Genomic DNA, 15,364 nt, shown 5'->3' on the forward strand with positions numbered 1-15,364 from the left:
TCGATGGTTGTCTCTTCCGCTTCCCGCCGCGCCTCTTTTGCTGTGCCCAACGGGTTCAGCCTGGTGGAACTGATGGTGGTGATCTTCATCTTGGGCCTGCTGACCACGGTGGTGCTGATCAACGTGCTGCCCAGCCAGGATCGCGCCATGGTGGTAAAGGCGCAGAGCGACATCGCCACGCTGGAGCAGGCGCTGGAGATGTTCCGGCTGGACGAAGGCGTCTATCCCACCCAGGCGCAGGGGCTGGCCGCGCTGCGCCAGCCGCCGCCGGATCTGCCGGTGCCGGAAACCTGGCGCAAGGGCGGCTATATCAAGGACTTGCCAAAGGACCCTTGGGGACGATCCTATATCTATCGCGTGCCCGGTGCCGATGGGGCGCCCTTTGCGATTTTGTCGCTCGGCGCCGATGGCCAGGCGGGTGGCAGCGGCGCGGCGGCCGATGTGACATCGGCTGGCCAGGCTGCGGCGCCCGCGGCGGGCACGGATGGCGGCAAGGGCAGTTGACATGCCGGATGCCGGGCTGATCCTGCTCTTGCCCGAAAACGGCGGGCCGCCATGCGCCGCCTGGCGCGTGGCCGATGGCGTGGCGCAGCCGCTTTCCCCAGGCGAAGCCTTGCCCGCCATGCCCGGCTGCGTGACCGCGCTGGTGCCGTCGGGCGCGGTGCCAGTGCTGGTCCAGCCGTTGGAGGCCACGGCCACGCCCGCACAAACCCTGGCCCTGGCGCGCCTGGCGGCGCAGGACGGCGCCTTGGCTGCCGGCAGCGAGGCGGTGGCTGCGCTGTCCGAAGGGCAGGCCTTGATCGCGCTGGTCGATCCTGTTCGCCGTGCAGCGTGGCAGCAGGCGGTCTCGGTCGCGACCGGCCAAGTGGCCGATGCTCTGGTGCCGGCGGCGCTGGTGCTGCCGCCGCCGGCGCCGGGCACGGTGCACTGCGCAACGCTGGGCGGTGTGGATCTGGCCCGCACTGCGACGGCGGCCTTCGTGGCCGAGCCGCCGCTGTGGCAGGCCTTGCTTCCCGCCGACGACCGGGTGGTGCGCTGTGACGCGTCGGTTCTGGCCGAGCGCCTGGCGCAGGGCCACGCGCAACCTTGGATCGACTTGGCGGACCATGCCGCCCACCGCGCGCCTTGGCCCATGCGGCGGCTGGCGCGGCTGGCTGCTCTCGTGGGTGTTCTGGCCCTGGCCGTGCCCGTGGCGCAGATTGCGCGCTGGCGCACCGACAGCGCGCGGATCGTGGCGACGGCGGTCGCGCAGGTGCGCACGCGCCATGCCGACGTGGCGGACCTGGCCGGGGCGGAACGCGCCGTGCGCATCGATCGGATGCAGCAACAGGCCGGGGCCGATGGTTGGGCGCCACCCACCGCTGCCTTGTGGCAAGCGCTGCGTGCTGCGCCGGCGGTACGGCTGGCGGCGCTGGCCCATCAGGAAGACGGCGCCTTGCGTTTTACCTTGGCCGCGGGCGATGCGCCGGCGATCGATGCCGTGTTGCTGGCGCTGCAACGCGATGGCTGGCGCGTGGCACAGCCGCCGGTGCCGGTGCGGGATGGCGCAGGGATCGTGGCCACGGTCACGATGCGCGCGCCGTGATCGCGCGCGTGCAGGCTTGGTTTGGCGCGCTGACCGGGCGAGAGCGGGGCATGGTGTCCCTCGCGCTTGCTCTCGCGCTGCTCGTCGGGCTGGGGCAGGGCGTGCTGCTGCCGCTCCGCCACGCCTGGCTTGCCGCGCGCGACGATCATGCCTTGGCCCTGGCACGCAGCGCGCGCCTGCTGCGCCAATTGGCCGAAACGCAGCCGCGCGCGCGCCTCACGTCCCACCCCGATGCAGAGCGCCTGATGGCCGCTGCCGCGCGCGCTGGCGTGCGGCTGCAGCCGCCCGTGGTGCAGGTGAATGGCTTTGCGCTTGCCGGGCAGGGGCCAAGTGCCGCCGTGCTGGCCTGGTTGGAATCCCTTCGCGATCAGGGCCTGGTGGTACGCCGCGTGGCGCTGGTGCCGCTGCCGGAAGGGGGCATTTCATGCGAGGCGCGCGTGGTGCCGGCGGGGGGCTTCGACAGGCTCAGCCCGAACGGGGAGTGATGGCGGGTTGTGGTGGAAAGCGGACAGGAACGGCAGTAGCCATCAATGATGATGCTTTATTCGGAAGTCGAAGAGGTCTCTGCATTGCCGCGGAACGTAAACAGCGGTGGGGACGGCTGGGGTTTCAAAGCATGGAGTGACCTGCTTGATGACGAGGCTCCGCACCGGAAAATCTTAGAACGCTTCGCTGCCGTTCACCCGGAGGCCGGCCTAGAGCTTCCCCCGTATGATCGGTACGAAGATTATGTGGAAGCGGATGCGGCATGGGATGGAGCGAAGGTCTCGGTGTATTACGAGACGATCCTTAGTTACCTACTGGTTTGGTCACCAAGCCGCGACGCGGCAACCTCGTTCCGAGCAGCTCTTCTACAAAAAATTTACTGAGCGATTGCCCGCTTTCGACGTTCGCCGGTGCGGCTCTGGACGGCAGATATTGGGGCGTTAACAGCCCTCCCGCACCAAAAAGGCCCGCCGCGCAAACGATGCGCGGCGGGCCTTTGGCATACAGCAGCGGACGGATCAGGCCAGGATCTGGCTGAGGAACCACACGCGCTGCTGGGCCTGGTCGGTCCAGTCGTCGGCTGCGCCTTCGGTGGCGTTGTCGCCGGCTTCGGTGGCGGCGGCCTTAACCGCGCGGATGGTTTCGACCAGGGCAGCGTTGTCGTCGCGCAGGGCCTTGACCATGTCCAGCGCGTCAACCTTGGCGCGGTCATCGTCCTTGACGCTGGTCTTGGCCGCGATGGCGCCGATCGAGGTCAGCGTATTGCCGCCGTTCTTGCGCACGCGTTCACCCACGATGTCGGTCAGGGCGAAGATCTCGGCAGCCTGCTCATCGAACAGCAGGTGCAGATCGCGGAACTGCGGGCCGGCCACGTGCCAGTGATAGTTCTTGGTCTTGAGATAAAGCGCGAAATAATCGGCGAGCAGCCCGTTCAGGCTGTCGATCAGCGCCTTGTTTGCGTTGTCGCCCGGCATGGTAAACCCCTTTCCTTTGCTTGGCTTTGCGCTCTCATACGCCACAATCGTGCGAAAGTTTCATGCAATTGGTGGCTTGGACATATCGATTTTCCCGATCAAGGCAGGCGCGCCGGCGCCATTCTCAGCACGAGCGCGCCGGCCAATGCCGACAGCAGCGATCCGCCCAGAATGCCAAGCTTGGCCTGCTCCACCAGGTCGGGATCGGCCGGGAACGCCAGCGCGGCGATGAACAGGCTCATGGTAAAACCGATGCCACACAGCAGCGCCATGCCCCAGATGTGCAGCACCCCCGCGCCCGCTGGCCGGGGTGCCAGGCCCAGCCGCTCTGCGCCCAGCACGGCGCCCAGCACGCCAGCCTGCTTGCCCAGGAACAGCCCGGCGGCAATCGCCAGCGGCAACGGCGCGAGCACGCCGGCCAACCCGGCCTGGCCCAGCGCGACACCGGCGTTGGCCAGGCCGAACAGCGGCACCACGACAAAGCCGTTGAACGGCACCAGGCCGTGTTCCAGCCGCAGCAGTGGGCTGTCGCCATGGCGATCGAGTTTCATCGGCACGGTCAGCGCGGCCAGCACGCCCGCGACGGTCGCATGGACGCCCGATTGCAGCACGCAGACCCACAGCAGGACGCCCAGTGCGGCATAGGGAGCAACGCGACTCGCCCCCGCGCGATTGAGCGCCAGCAGCACGCCGAACACCGCCGCGGCACCCGCCAGCCAGGCCCAGGCGACACCAGAGGTGTAAAAAAACGCGATCACGAGCACCGCACCCAGGTCATCGACCACGGCCACGGTCAGCAGAAACAGGCGGATCGACGAAGGCACGCGGCGTCCGATCAGGGCCAGCACGCCCATGGCAAAGGCAATGTCGGTGGCCGCTGGAATGGCCCAACCGCGATGCAGCATGGATTGCCCCTGGCTTACCGCCAGGAACACGATTGCCGGAACCGCCATGCCGGCCATCGCCGCCAGCACCGGCAAGCGCCGCCGCCGCGCGTCGGACAGCGCGCCCGAAACCGTTTCGCGTTTGATCTCAAGCCCCACGACGAAGAAGAACACCGCCATGAGGCCGTCGTTGATCCACGCGTGCACGGTATCGAGCTTGGCCAGGGGTGCGGCAGGCAGCGGCGTGTGCAATGCGGCATGAAAAGCATGGTGCAGTGGCGAATTGGCAAGGGCGATCGCGAGTGCAGCGCAGGCCAGCAAGAGGATGCCGGGTGTGGCTTCGTGGCGCATAAGCCGGCGCCAGGGCGACCGCGGCCGAGAGGGAGAACCGCGCTTTTCCGCCATATCCGAATCATTCCTGATGGTTGGTAGCGTTGCCACGGGCCCCGCTGACCCGTAATTTGCCAGTGGGGTTGTTTGCCGTCAAACGGGGTGAGGGCAAATTGGGTATGATATCGCTGTCCACAGTCTGGCTGTGGCTGGACATGTTGCAGCGCGAACTTCTGCTTTTCGCGGCAGTGTGGCTGGCCATCGGAGCCTGCGAGGAGTGGGGAATAGACGCGCTGTGGGCCTGGCTTAGGGCCACGGGCCGCACACGCACCGCGCACCTGCCGCAAGGCTGGGCCGCACGGGCCGATTGGCATGCCCGCGGGGCGCGTGGGGGCGCGCTGCGCGGGGTGGCGGCGGTGTTCGTGCCGGCCTGGGCCGAAGCGCCGGTGGTGGCCACCATGGTGGAGCATTGCCTTGCGGCCTGGCCGCATGCGGACCTGCGCCTCTATGTGGGGTGCTATCGCAACGATCCGGAAACGCTGGCGGCGGTAATGCGCAGTGCGCACGATCCGCGCCTGCGCATCGTGGTGCACGATCGTGACGGCCCAACGACCAAGGCGGATTGCCTCAACCGGCTTTACGCTGCGCTGCTGGCCGACGAGGCACGCAGCGGTGCGCGGGTGCGCAGCGTGATCGTGCACGATGCGGCCGACATGGTGCATCCCGGCGCGCTGGGCCTGCTCGATGCGGCGCTCGACCACGCCGATTTCGTGGCCCTGCCGGTGCGGCCCGAACCGCAACCGGGATCGCGCTGGATCGCCGGGCACTATTGCGACGAATTTGCCGAATACCAGGCCAAGACCATGGTCGTGCGCGGCTGGCTGGGCGGTGGGTTGCCGGCCGCGGGGGTGGGATGCGCCATCGCGCGCCCGGCGATTGCCGCGATGGCGGCGCTGGGTGCCGACGCGGGCGGGCGCGGCGGCCCCTTTGCCGCGGACAGCCTGACCGAAAACTATGAATTCGGACTGGCCCTGGCCGAAATCGGCTGCACCTCGCGGTTCTTGCTCGTGCGCGACGAGGCGGGCCAGTTGATCGCCACGCGCAAGTTCTTTCCCGCGCGGCTGGACGCCGCGCTGCGCCAGAAGACGCGGTGGATGCACGGCATTGCCCTGCAGGGTTGGGACCGCATGGGTTGGCGGGCCAGCCTGCCGGACTTGTGGATGCGGTTGCGCGATCGGCGGGGGCCGATGGTGGCGATGGTGCTGGCAGTAGTCTATGCCTTGCTTGTCCTCACCCCGATCCTGTCGCTGGCGCGCAGCCATGGCCTGGTGCCCGTGCACCGGCGCGATCCGGCGGTCACGGCTCTGCTCGTCTTTGATGGGGTGGCGATCGCCTGGCGCATGGCGCTTTGCGCGCTGTTCACCGCACGCGAATATGGCTTGGCCGAAGGGCTGCGCGCCATCGTTCGCATCCCCTTGCGCCATGCGATTGCCATCGTGGCGGCGCGGCGCGCGGTGACGGCCTATCTTGCCACGCTGAACACCGGCACCGTCACCTGGGACCACACCGCCCATTGCGCGGTGCCAGCGCAGGCCGCGATCGCATGATCGGCTGGGGTCCTGGCACCGGCACTGGCACCGCCTGCCGTCGGCGGGGCCGCCCGCTGCGCATGCTGGGGCTGCTGCTGGGTGGCTGGGTGGCGCTGCGCCTGGTCATGTTGTGCCTTGCCGTGCCGGCAGGCGCAGACATCGCCCCGCCCTGGCATACCGGCCGCGCATCGATGCTGGCGGTTCGCCCTGCCGGCGGGGATGGGGCGCAAGGGCGCTATCCCGCCCATGGCCGGGCGCGGCGCAACACCGGCGCGCGCCCGGCGGCGGCGCACCAGGAAAATCTGCTAACGGTTTCGGCGCGCATGGCCGATTTCCAGAATCGGCATCCGGCGGCGCGCACCTGGCATGCCGGGCTGCTGGCCTTGCTGGACGAAGACCGGATGACGCGGCTGCGCAATTGAACGCGCGGCGCCAATTTTCGTGGCGGTACGCATCGGCGGCGGTTCCTTTGCCTCGCCACCTGCGCTAGGACGATGGGCGATGGATGTGTATCTTCCCATCGCCAACCTGGCGGTCAACGGCCTCGTGATCGTGGGGCTTGGCGCGTTGACCGGGCTGTTATCGGGCATGTTCGGCGTGGGCGGCGGATTCCTGACCACGCCGCTGCTGATCTTCTATGGCGTGCCGCCGACAGTGGCTGCCGCCTCTGCCGCCAGCCAGGTGACCGGCGCCAGCGTTTCTGGCGCGTTTGCCCATGCGCGGCGCGGCGGCATCGATTATCACATGGGCGCCGTGCTGGTGGCCGGCGGCGTGCTGGGCACCGGGATCGGCGCGTTGCTGTTCCGGCTGCTCCAGTCGCTGGGCCAGATCGATACGGTGATCAATATCCTCTATGTGCTGCTGCTGGGCGGCATCGGCGGATTGATGGCGCATGAAAGCCTTTCGGCCCTGCGCGCGCAGCGACGCGGCCTCGCCCAGCCGGCGCGGCGCCGGCGGCACCATCCGCTGGTGGCCAGCCTGCCGCTGCGCTGGCGGTTCTATCGCTCGGGCCTGTATATCTCGCCCCTGGCGCCGCTCTTGCTGGGCATGGCCACCGGCATCCTGACCATGCTGATGGGCATTGGCGGCGGGTTCATCCTGGTGCCGGCGATGCTCTATATCCTGGGCATGAGCACCAATGTGGTGGTGGGCACATCGCTGTTCCAGATCCTGTTCGTGACCATGGCCACCACGATGATGCACGCGCTGACCACCCATGCGGTGGACATCGTGCTGGCCGGGCTCTTGCTGGTGGGCTCGGTTTCGGGCGCGCAGGTTGGCGCGCAATTCGCGCAGAAGGCCAAGCCCGAGCAATTGCGCCTGATCCTGGCGGTGATCGTGCTGGGCGTGGCGCTGCGCATGGCGCTGGGGCTGGGCTATCGGCCCGACGAAATCTTTACGGTGGTGCCGCTGTGAAGCGGAACCTGGCGCTGGCGCTGATCGCCCCGGCTGCCCTGCTGCTGGGCGGCGCGCGGGCGCCGATCCTGGTGCCGGAAATCTCGCAACACAAAGTGGAAGTGCGGCAGGGGTTTACCGGGGCGGATCTGTTGCTGTTCGGCGCAATCCTTGATCCGGGTGGCACGCGGGCGGCGCAGGATTACGATATCGTCGTGGTGCTCAAAGGCCCGGTGCAATCGATCGTGCTGCGTGAAAAGCGCAAGGTGGCCGGCATCTGGATCAACGCGGCAAGCAGCGAGCTGCGTTCTGCGCCCAGTTTCTTTGCCATCGCTTCGTCGCGCCCGGTGCGCGAGATCGTCGATGACAAGACCGCCGCGATCTATGAACTCGGGCTCGATCGCCTGCAGCTTTCGCCGATCGGCGCGATCGATCCGGCGCGCCAGCGGCACTTTGCCGATGGCCTTGTCGATCTGATGCAGCGCCAGGGCCTTTATCGCGAGGACGGCCATGGCGTGACGATCAGCGGCCAGGTGCTGTACCAGGCGCGCATCACGCTGCCCTCGCAAGTGCGCACCGGGACCTATACGGCCGAAACCTTTGCCATCCGCCAGGGCCGGGTGATCACCTCGGCCGTGACGCGGGTGGACGTATCCAAGCAGGGCTTCGAACGCTTCGTGGCCGACCAGGCCGAAGGCAACGGGCTGCTCTATGGCCTGTTTGCCGTGGTGGTGTCGGTGGCGATGGGCTGGATCGCCGGACGCCTGTTTGCCCTGGTGTAATGCCGTTCCCGGCCTGGCGGCGGGTCTTTAGCCCAAAATTAACCCTGTGCCCCCTAGCCTGCCGCGCAACAACGGGTTGGGGCAACAACAGGCATGAGTGACATGAGCAGGCAGGTTTTCATTCCAGCAGATCCTGCCCGGCCCGCAGACCTGGCCCCGCTGGGCCCGATGGCCGAAGCGGCGATCGGCGCGCCCCAGGCCCGGCACGACATGGCCGCGGCAGAGCCGGAGGACCTGCCGCCTTCGGAATGCGCGTTGATTCCGATCGGCGTGGTAGTGGACGTGGCCGGCTCGGGCAGCGGGATCGCGCTCGACCTGCATCGCCTGGAAGACTGCATGGACGATCCCGATCCCACCGTGGCGCTTTCGGGCCAGGTCGGCAGCCAGATCAAGGTGCGCGTGGGGCGTGGCTGGGTGCTGGGATCGGTGCGCAACCAGCGCCGCGATGGCAAAGTGGACGGCGGCGCGCTGGCCCACCTCGATTTCCTGGGCGAGGGCGAGGAAGATCCGCGCACCGGGCGCATCTTCGGCTTTCGTCGCGGCGTCACCCGCTTTCCGGTGCCCGGCGCCCTGGTCTATCCCGCCACCAGCGCCGACCTGCGCCAGATCTATGCCAGCGACGGGCGCCCGCACGTGACCGTGGGCACGGTCTTCCCCACGGCGGACATTCGCGCCGGGCTCTATATCGATCCGCTGCTGGGCAAGCATTTCGCGCTGCTCGGCTCCACCGGCACGGGCAAATCGACGGCTGCCGCGCTGATCCTGCACCGCATCTGCGACATGGCGCCCGAAGGCCATATCGTGATGATCGACCCGCATGGCGAATATCTCTCTGCTTTTCGCCAGACCGGCCAACTGCTCGACGTGTCGAACCTGCAGATGCCCTATTGGCTGATGAACTTCGAAGAGCACTGCGAAGTGTTCCTGACCGCGACGGGCGCGGAGCGGCAGATCGATGCCGATATCCTGGCCAAGTGCCTGCTGATGGCACGGCAGAAGAACCGCCTGGCCGAACAGGTGGGGCGCATCACCCAGGATTCGCCGATCCCCTATCTGCTCTCGGACTTGTGCAACATCCTGCAGAACGAGATGGGCAAGCTCGACAAGGGGCACAGCTCGATCCCCTACATGCGGGTGAAAAGCAAGATCGAGGAAATCCGCAACGATCCGCGCTACCAGTTCATGTTCTCGGGCATGCTGGTGAGCGACACGATGACCGAATTCGTGGGCAAGCTGTTCCGCCTGCCCGCCCATGGCAAGCCGATCTCGATCATCGACGTGTCGGGCGTGCCTTCGGAAATCACCTCTACCGTGGTGGCGGTGCTCAGCCGCCTGGTGTTCGACTATGCGATCTGGTCGCGCCAGGAAACCACGCGGCCGATCCTCTTGGTGTGCGAGGAAGCGCACCGTTATGTGCCCAACGAGCGCAATTCCGATGGATCGTCGGTGGGGCGCATCCTCTCGCGCATTGCCAAGGAAGGGCGCAAGTACGGTGTCTCGCTGGGCCTGATCACGCAGCGCCCGTCAGACCTGGCCGAAGGCGTGCTGTCGCAATGCGGCACGATCATCTCGATGCGCCTCAACAACGACCGCGACCAGCAGTTCGTGCGCGCGGCGATGCCCGAAGGCGCACGCGGCTTCCTCGATGCCATTCCTGCGCTGCGCAACCGCGAATGCATCATCTGCGGCGAGGGCGTGGCCATTCCGATCCGCGTGGCGTTCGACGATCTGGACGAAGCGCGGCGCCCGGCTTCGGCCGATCCCTCGTTCAGCGACCTTTGGGGCAAGAGCGGCGGCGAAGAGGACAGCGTGGTGCGCACCGTGCACCGTTGGCGTGCGCAGAGCCGGTTCTGATTTCGCGGGCTTGGCGCTTGCCTGCCAGGGGGCTGCGACAGGCTCAGCCCGAACGGGTTTTCAGGGAATTGTTACGGCATCCCGTTCGCCCTGAGCCTGTCGAAGCCCCTGTCCTGAGCTTGTCGAAGGGCGGCTGGCGCAACGCTTAGTCGGCTTTCAGCGCATCCGCCAGCCAGTGCGGCGCGTGGGTGATGGCGTCCACGCGCAAGTGGTCCACGGCCATGCCCAGGTCGGGATAGGCGGCGCGCTGGCGCGCCGGGTCTGACTGGGCGAGGGGGACGACCGCCAGGCGGCGGTTGACCTTCTGCCGCCAGTTCATCCGCGCGGTGTTTTCCTGGCCGACATAGCAGCCCTTGGTAAAGCTCACGCCGTTGAGTTCGGCGGCATTGGCTTCCAGCCACAGCGTCTGGTCGCTGCCCAGCTCGGCCTGGCCTTCGGCCACGCCCAGCTTGAGGCGATGTTCGCGCCATTGGGCGTCCACGGCCACGTCATCGTCGCCGACATGGCCGATCCAGCGCTGGCCCAGGGCGCCCAGGCGCGGGTCGGCCGCGCCGCCATCGCCCATGTGCCCTTCCCAATAGACGCCGAGTTCGGGGGCGATGGCGATGGCGATCTTGCGGCGCAGGCGATAGAGCGACAAGCGCTTGACCAGTGCCTCGGCAACGGCAGCCTCGCAATCGATCAGCAGCGCGTCGGTGCCATCAGGCCAGACGATGAAGTCGAACAGCGCCTTGCCCTGGGGCGTGAGCAACCCGGCCCAGACCGGCAGCGGCCCCTGCACATCGTTGGTCACCAGGCCTTGAAGGAAGGCGGCCACGTCCTCCCCTGGCGCGGTGGGGGAGAGGCGCACGAGCGCACGATCGAAAAGACGGGGATTGCTCATGGGTGACAGATAGGAAGCGATGCGCTTAAGGGGAAGCCATGACGACGCAAACGACTCTCACCATCCGCCGCCCGGACGATTGGCATGTTCATTTGCGCGATGGCGCGATGCTCGAAGGCGTGGCGCCCTATACCGCGCGCCAGTTTGCCCGCGCCATCGTGATGCCCAACTTGTCGCCGCCGATGACCGACGTGGCGGGCGTTTCGGCCTATCGCGACCGCATCCTGGCGGCCCTGCCGGCGGGCAGCGACTTCACGCCGCTGATGACGCTGTACCTGACCGATCATACCGACCCGGACGAAGTGGAGCGCGGCCATGGCGCGGGCGTGTTCACGGCGGCCAAGCTCTATCCCGCCCATGCCACCACCGGCTCGGCCCATGGGGTGACCAGCGTGGCGACGATCTATCCCCTGCTGGAGCGCATGCAGAAAATCGGCATGCCGCTGTTGATCCATGGTGAAGTGACGGATTCGCATGTCGATATCTTCGACCGCGAGGCGGTGTTCATCGAACGCACCCTGCAAAAGCTGGTGGCCGATTTCCCCGCGCTCAAGATCGTGTTCGAGCATATCACCACGGAAGAAGCGGCGCAGTTCGTGGAAAGCGCGGGGGCCAATGTGGGCGCCACGATCACGCCGCAGCACCTGCACATCAACCGCAATGCCATGCTGGTGGGCGGCATGCGCCCGCACGCCTATTGCCTGCCGGTGGCCAAGCGCGAGAAGCACCGCCTGGCGCTGCGCAAGCTGGCCACCTCGGGCCACGCCCGCGTGTTCCTGGGCACCGACACCGCGCCCCATGCGCGCCACCTGAAGGAAAGCGCCTGCGGCTGCGCCGGGCTGTTCAACGCGCCCTATGCCCTGGAAAGCTATATCGCCGTGTTCGACGAGGAAGGCGCGCTCGACAAGTTCGAGGCCTTTGCCAGCGAGAACGGCCCGCGTTTCTATGGCCTGCCGCTCAACGCAGGCACGGTGACCCTGGAGAAGAGCGGCGTTGTGGTTCCGGGCGAGATCGCGGCTGGCGGCACCACGCTGGTGCCGTTCCACGCCGGCGAAACCCTCGCCTGGCGGCTGATCTAAGATCCTCCCCCTCCCCGTTCCGGGGAGGATCACGCCTTGCGGCGGCGGAGCAGGTCATAGCTGAACAGTGCGATCGCGCACCAGATCAGCAGGAAGCACGTGACGCGCGCAGGATCGAGCGGTTCGCCATAAAGCAGCGCGCCCAGCACGAAGAGGATCGTGGGCGCAATGAACTGGGCAAAGCCCAGCGTCGACAGATCGAGCTTGCGCGCGGCCACCGCGAACAGCAGCAGCGGCACGGCGGTGATCACGCCCGATCCGACCAGCAGCCAGGGCACCAGGCCGCCTTGCGTCAAGGCTGATCCAGCCGGCAGCGTGGCGGCATGGAACACGGCGAACAGCGCCGGAACGAACAGCACGGCGGTTTCCACCGTCAACCCGATGACCGACGGCACGGCCACGAATTTGCGCACCAGGCCGTAGAGGGCAAAGCTGCCGGCCATGGCCAGTGCCACGCCGAGCATCGACAGCGCGCCGGCCAGCAGCACCGCGATCCCGCCTGCCGCCAGCGCCACCGCCGCCCATTGCAGGCGGTTGAGGCGTTCCTTGAGGAAAAGCACGCCGATCAGCACATTGAGCAGCGGGTTGATGTAATAGCCGAGGCTGGCTGCCAGGACCTGGTGCGTCTCGATCGCCACCAGATACATCAGCCAGTTGCACCCGATCGCCGCCGCGCTCAGCACCAGGCGGCCGAGCACTGCCGGGGTGGTGAGCGCCGCTCGAAGGGCCGCGCCCTGGCCGCTGAGCAAGACCACGACGAGGCAGACCGGCAGGGTGAACACCACCCGCCAGCTGACCAGTTCCACCGCCGGTACGCCCAGCAACGGATGGAAGTAGATCGGGAAGAAGCCCCACAGCACATAGGCCAGCACCGCAGCGCCCAGGCCGCCCGCGCCCCTATGCCGTGCCTGGTTGGTCTGGTCGGTCATGGCCGCGCCTGTGACAGGCGCCCGGCCCGGAGCCAAGAGGCAATGTGCGAAGCTGCAAGGGCGGGACCAAACTTTTTTCGTTTCCGGTCAATTCTGACGAAGGCGTTGCATGTCGTTCAGGTTGAGTGGGGTAAACATGAACCAACACGACGGATCAGGAGACCAAAGATGATCGCAATTCGCAAGACCCTGCTGGGCCTGGCCGCAACGGCCACTCTGGCTGCCGGGATCGCCCCGGCTTCGGCAACGGTGGCCATGACGCCGCAGGCCGCATTGGCCGCCCCGGTTGCCCACGATGGTTGGGATGGCCGTGGCGATGGTGGCTGGAACCACGGCGGCCGTGGTGACTGGCGCGGCCGCGACGATTGGCGGGGTGGCGGCTATGGCCGCGGGCCCAGCGACTATCGGGGCGATTATCGCGGTTATGATCGCGGCTATTATGGCGACGTTGCCTATCGCGGGCAGAGCTGGCGCGGCAATGACGGCCGCTATTACTGCCGCCGCAACGACGGCACCACCGGCCTGCTGGTGGGTGGCGTGGCCGGCGCGCTGATCGGCCAGGGCGTGGCTGGCCGCGGCGATCGCACCCTGGGTGCCATCCTGGGCGCCGCCGGTGGCGCGCTGCTGGGTCGCTCGATCGACCAGAGCAACGCCCGCTGCCGCTAAAGCGCTAGATCCCGCTCGGCTGGGGGACCAGGTCGAGGGACCAAGTCGGGGAACGGGCGGGACCGGGGGCCTGTACGCGTGGTGGCGTGCAGGCCCCCTTTCGTTTGTGCGGATATGGTTCATGCGCCAGGCATGTTAACATGGCGCTAACCAAGCTCTGCGCATGAGGTGGCGATGGTTTGTAACCCCGTCTTGCGCATCGTTGCACCGCTGGCCGCCTTGGTGTTGGCCGGTTGCGCCGGGGATGATACGCGCAAGGCGCAGACCGATCACGACCCGGCCATGAGCGCCGCGCTGGAAGGGCCATTGCTGACCGATCCCGATCTTTCCCAGCAGAACATGCGCAACGCCGCCGTGGTGCCGGGCGGCCCGGTCGATCCGGCCACGCCCCCGCCCGACGGCAAGTAGGCTTATCCCGACAGGCCTATCCCGATAGGCCGATCCCGATCGAGGCGCGCGGCTGTTCCATTTCGGCCGACGCGACCGGATAGGCGCAATAGTCTGCGGCATAGAATGCGCCGGGGCGGTGGTTGCCCGAAAGGCCCACGCCGCCCAGCGGCGCGGCAGGCGAAACCCCGTTGGTGGGCCGGTTCCAGTTGACCACGCCGGCGCGCACTTGTGCCCAGAAACGGTTGTAATCCTGGGGTGAACCGCCGATCAGCGCGGCGCAGAGGCCAAACCGCGTGGCGTTCGCCTCGGCCAGGGCCTGGTCGAAATCGTCCACCTTGATCACTTGCAGGATCGGGCCGAACAGTTCGACGTCGGGGCGCTGGGCCATGGCCGTCACGTCGATGATCGCCGGGGCCAGGAAGGGCAAGTCGCCGCGTGGCCGCGTCAGGTGGCGGATCGGTCGCCCGCCGTTGGACAGCAGGTACAGGAAACTTTCGGTGAGGCCATCGGCCGCGGCATTGTCGATCACCGGCCCCATGAACGGCGCGGGTTCATCCAGCGGTGCGCCCACGATCAGGCGATCGGCAAGGGCTTTTACCTCGCCCACCACGGCATCATAGAGATCGGCCTTGACGATCAGCCGCCGCGCCGCCGTGGCGCGCTGGCCGGCGGTGGTGAACGCCGACTGCACAACCAAGGCAGCGGCATCGGCAATCTTGGGCGTGTCCCACACCACGATAGGATTGTTGCCCCCCAGGTCCAGCGCCAGGATCTTGCCGGGCTGGGCGGCCAGCCGCCGTCCCAGCGCGACGCCGGTGTGGGTCGATCCGGTAAACAGCACGCCGTCCACGCCTTCGTGGGTGGCCAGTGCCTTGCCTTCTTCCCCCGCGCCCACCAGCACTTGCGCCAGGGCGGCGGGCACGCCGGCGCGATGCAGGCATTGCACCAGTGCCAGGCCGGTGGCCGGCGCCTTTTCCGATGGCTTGAACACCACGGCGTTGCCCGCGATCAGCGCGGCAATGATATGCCCGGCGGGCGCCTGGGCAGGCAGGTTGAACGGCCCGATCACCGCCATCACGCCATGCGGCTTGTGGCGCAGCGCGGCCGTGCCCTGCAAGGCGCTGTCCAGCCGGCGCTGGGCCGTACGCTCGGCATAGCTGCGCACCGCGATTTCCACCTTGGCCAGCACGGTATCGACTTCGCCGCGCGCTTCCCACAGCGGTTTGCCGGTTTCGCGCGCGATCAGGCTCGCCAGGCTTTCGGCATCCTTGCGCACTTCGTTGGCAAAGCGGCGCAGCAGTTCGATGCGGGTGGACAGCGGCTGGGCCGCCCACGCCGGCCAGGCGCGCCGGGCACGCGCCACCGCAGCATCGACATCGCCGATCGCCCCGCGCCAAAGCTCGTCGCCGGTGGCCGGTTCAGTGGAAATGATCTCTCCGGCGGCCACGGGGCTGGCGTCGATCCTTTGGGTAAGGCGGGATGTCACGGGGCTGGGTAAACCAAAAGCGTTACGAATGGGTCAGCGATCGGCTCTGGAG

The 15,364-nt window shown here is 67.7% G+C and carries 17 protein-coding genes; 12 read left to right on the forward strand and 5 right to left on the reverse strand.

The window, feature by feature from the left end; genetic code table 11:
• Window positions 1-3: 3 nt before the first annotated feature.
• From gspG to FHT19_RS02260, 4 genes are read left to right on the forward strand one after another with little or no spacing between them, the layout of a single operon-like run.
• Window positions 4-504, forward strand: coding sequence for a type II secretion system major pseudopilin GspG (gene gspG / locus FHT19_RS02245; RefSeq protein WP_169473739.1), 501 nt, complete (start codon window positions 4-6; stop codon window positions 502-504).
• A 1-nt stretch (window position 505) separates the two neighbouring features.
• Window positions 506-1,585: a hypothetical protein gene (locus FHT19_RS02250; protein WP_169473741.1), complete on the forward strand. Its 1,080-nt coding sequence runs from the start codon at window positions 506-508 to the stop codon at window positions 1,583-1,585.
• Window positions 1,582-2,070 carry a type II secretion system protein GspM gene (gene gspM, locus FHT19_RS02255; RefSeq protein ID WP_169473743.1) on the forward strand — a complete coding sequence of 163 codons (489 nt, stop codon included), beginning with the start codon at window positions 1,582-1,584 and terminating at the stop codon, window positions 2,068-2,070. The genes FHT19_RS02250 and gspM overlap by 4 nt, the downstream gene beginning before the upstream one ends.
• 45 nt (window positions 2,071-2,115) lie before the next feature.
• Window positions 2,116-2,454 (forward strand): hypothetical protein, encoded by a 339-nt coding sequence (locus tag FHT19_RS02260; RefSeq protein WP_169473745.1) that lies wholly within the window; start codon window positions 2,116-2,118, stop codon window positions 2,452-2,454.
• A gap of 135 nt (window positions 2,455-2,589) precedes the next feature.
• Here the strand turns inward: FHT19_RS02260 and FHT19_RS02265 are convergent, their stop codons facing one another.
• Both FHT19_RS02265 and nhaA read right to left on the reverse strand, forming a co-directional pair.
• Window positions 2,590-3,045 carry a DNA starvation/stationary phase protection protein gene (locus FHT19_RS02265; RefSeq protein WP_168554184.1) on the reverse strand — a complete coding sequence of 152 codons (456 nt, stop codon included), beginning with the start codon at window positions 3,043-3,045 and terminating at the stop codon, window positions 2,590-2,592.
• A gap of 98 nt (window positions 3,046-3,143) precedes the next feature.
• Window positions 3,144-4,334 carry a Na+/H+ antiporter NhaA gene (gene nhaA / locus FHT19_RS02270; RefSeq protein WP_169473747.1) on the reverse strand — a complete coding sequence of 397 codons (1,191 nt, stop codon included), beginning with the start codon at window positions 4,332-4,334 and terminating at the stop codon, window positions 3,144-3,146.
• A 104-nt stretch (window positions 4,335-4,438) separates the two neighbouring features.
• Between nhaA and FHT19_RS02275 the strand changes: the two genes are divergently transcribed.
• The 5 genes from FHT19_RS02275 (at window position 4,439) to FHT19_RS02295 (ending at window position 9,879) form a co-directional block, all read left to right on the forward strand.
• On the forward strand, window positions 4,439-5,866 hold the full coding sequence (locus FHT19_RS02275) for a glycosyl transferase family protein (RefSeq protein WP_169473749.1): 1,428 nt from the start codon (window positions 4,439-4,441) through the stop codon (window positions 5,864-5,866).
• Window positions 5,863-6,270, forward strand: coding sequence for a hypothetical protein (locus FHT19_RS02280; RefSeq protein ID WP_169473751.1), 408 nt, complete (start codon window positions 5,863-5,865; stop codon window positions 6,268-6,270). Before FHT19_RS02275 ends, FHT19_RS02280 begins: the two co-directional genes overlap by 4 nt.
• 79 nt (window positions 6,271-6,349) lie before the next feature.
• Window positions 6,350-7,264, forward strand: coding sequence for a sulfite exporter TauE/SafE family protein (locus FHT19_RS02285; RefSeq protein ID WP_169473753.1), 915 nt, complete (start codon window positions 6,350-6,352; stop codon window positions 7,262-7,264).
• A complete protein-coding gene (locus tag FHT19_RS02290) occupies window positions 7,261-8,025 on the forward strand; it encodes a TIGR02186 family protein (RefSeq protein WP_168554189.1) in 765 nt (254 codons plus the stop codon). Before FHT19_RS02285 ends, FHT19_RS02290 begins: the two co-directional genes overlap by 4 nt.
• 210 nt (window positions 8,026-8,235) lie before the next feature.
• Entirely contained in the window at window positions 8,236-9,879 is a 1,644-nt protein-coding gene (locus FHT19_RS02295) for a DUF87 domain-containing protein (RefSeq protein WP_246865970.1), read from the forward strand.
• Window positions 9,880-10,024: 145 nt separating this feature from the next.
• Here FHT19_RS02295 and FHT19_RS02300 read toward each other — a convergent pair whose 3' ends face one another.
• Window positions 10,025-10,762 (reverse strand): folate-binding protein YgfZ, encoded by a 738-nt coding sequence (locus FHT19_RS02300; protein ID WP_169473755.1) that lies wholly within the window; start codon window positions 10,760-10,762, stop codon window positions 10,025-10,027.
• Window positions 10,763-10,800: 38 nt separating this feature from the next.
• Here FHT19_RS02300 and pyrC point away from each other — a divergent pair, with 38 nt between their 5' ends.
• The gene (pyrC, locus tag FHT19_RS02305; protein WP_169473756.1) at window positions 10,801-11,841 is read left to right on the forward strand and encodes a dihydroorotase; all 1,041 of its coding nucleotides are present in this window, start codon (window positions 10,801-10,803) and stop codon (window positions 11,839-11,841) included.
• Between the two features lie 29 nt (window positions 11,842-11,870).
• Here the strand turns inward: pyrC and rarD are convergent, their stop codons facing one another.
• On the reverse strand, window positions 11,871-12,770 hold the full coding sequence (rarD, locus tag FHT19_RS02310) for an EamA family transporter RarD (RefSeq protein WP_169473758.1): 900 nt from the start codon (window positions 12,768-12,770) through the stop codon (window positions 11,871-11,873).
• A 168-nt stretch (window positions 12,771-12,938) separates the two neighbouring features.
• On the opposite strand from rarD, the gene FHT19_RS02315 reads away from it, so the two are divergent.
• The gene (locus FHT19_RS02315) at window positions 12,939-13,436 is read left to right on the forward strand and encodes a glycine zipper 2TM domain-containing protein (protein ID WP_246865855.1); all 498 of its coding nucleotides are present in this window, start codon (window positions 12,939-12,941) and stop codon (window positions 13,434-13,436) included.
• A 192-nt stretch (window positions 13,437-13,628) separates the two neighbouring features.
• Entirely contained in the window at window positions 13,629-13,844 is a 216-nt protein-coding gene (locus FHT19_RS02320) for a hypothetical protein (protein ID WP_169473760.1), read from the forward strand.
• 16 nt (window positions 13,845-13,860) lie between these two features.
• Here the strand turns inward: FHT19_RS02320 and FHT19_RS02325 are convergent, their stop codons facing one another.
• Window positions 13,861-15,273, reverse strand: a complete 1,413-nt coding sequence (locus FHT19_RS02325; protein ID WP_168555417.1) for a succinylglutamate-semialdehyde dehydrogenase — start codon at window positions 15,271-15,273, stop codon at window positions 13,861-13,863.
• Between the last annotated feature and the right edge of the window lie 91 nt (window positions 15,274-15,364).

It is taken from the genome of Novosphingobium sp. SG919 (assembly GCF_012932495.1).
Classification (GTDB): domain Bacteria; phylum Pseudomonadota; class Alphaproteobacteria; order Sphingomonadales; family Sphingomonadaceae; genus Novosphingobium; species Novosphingobium rhizosphaerae.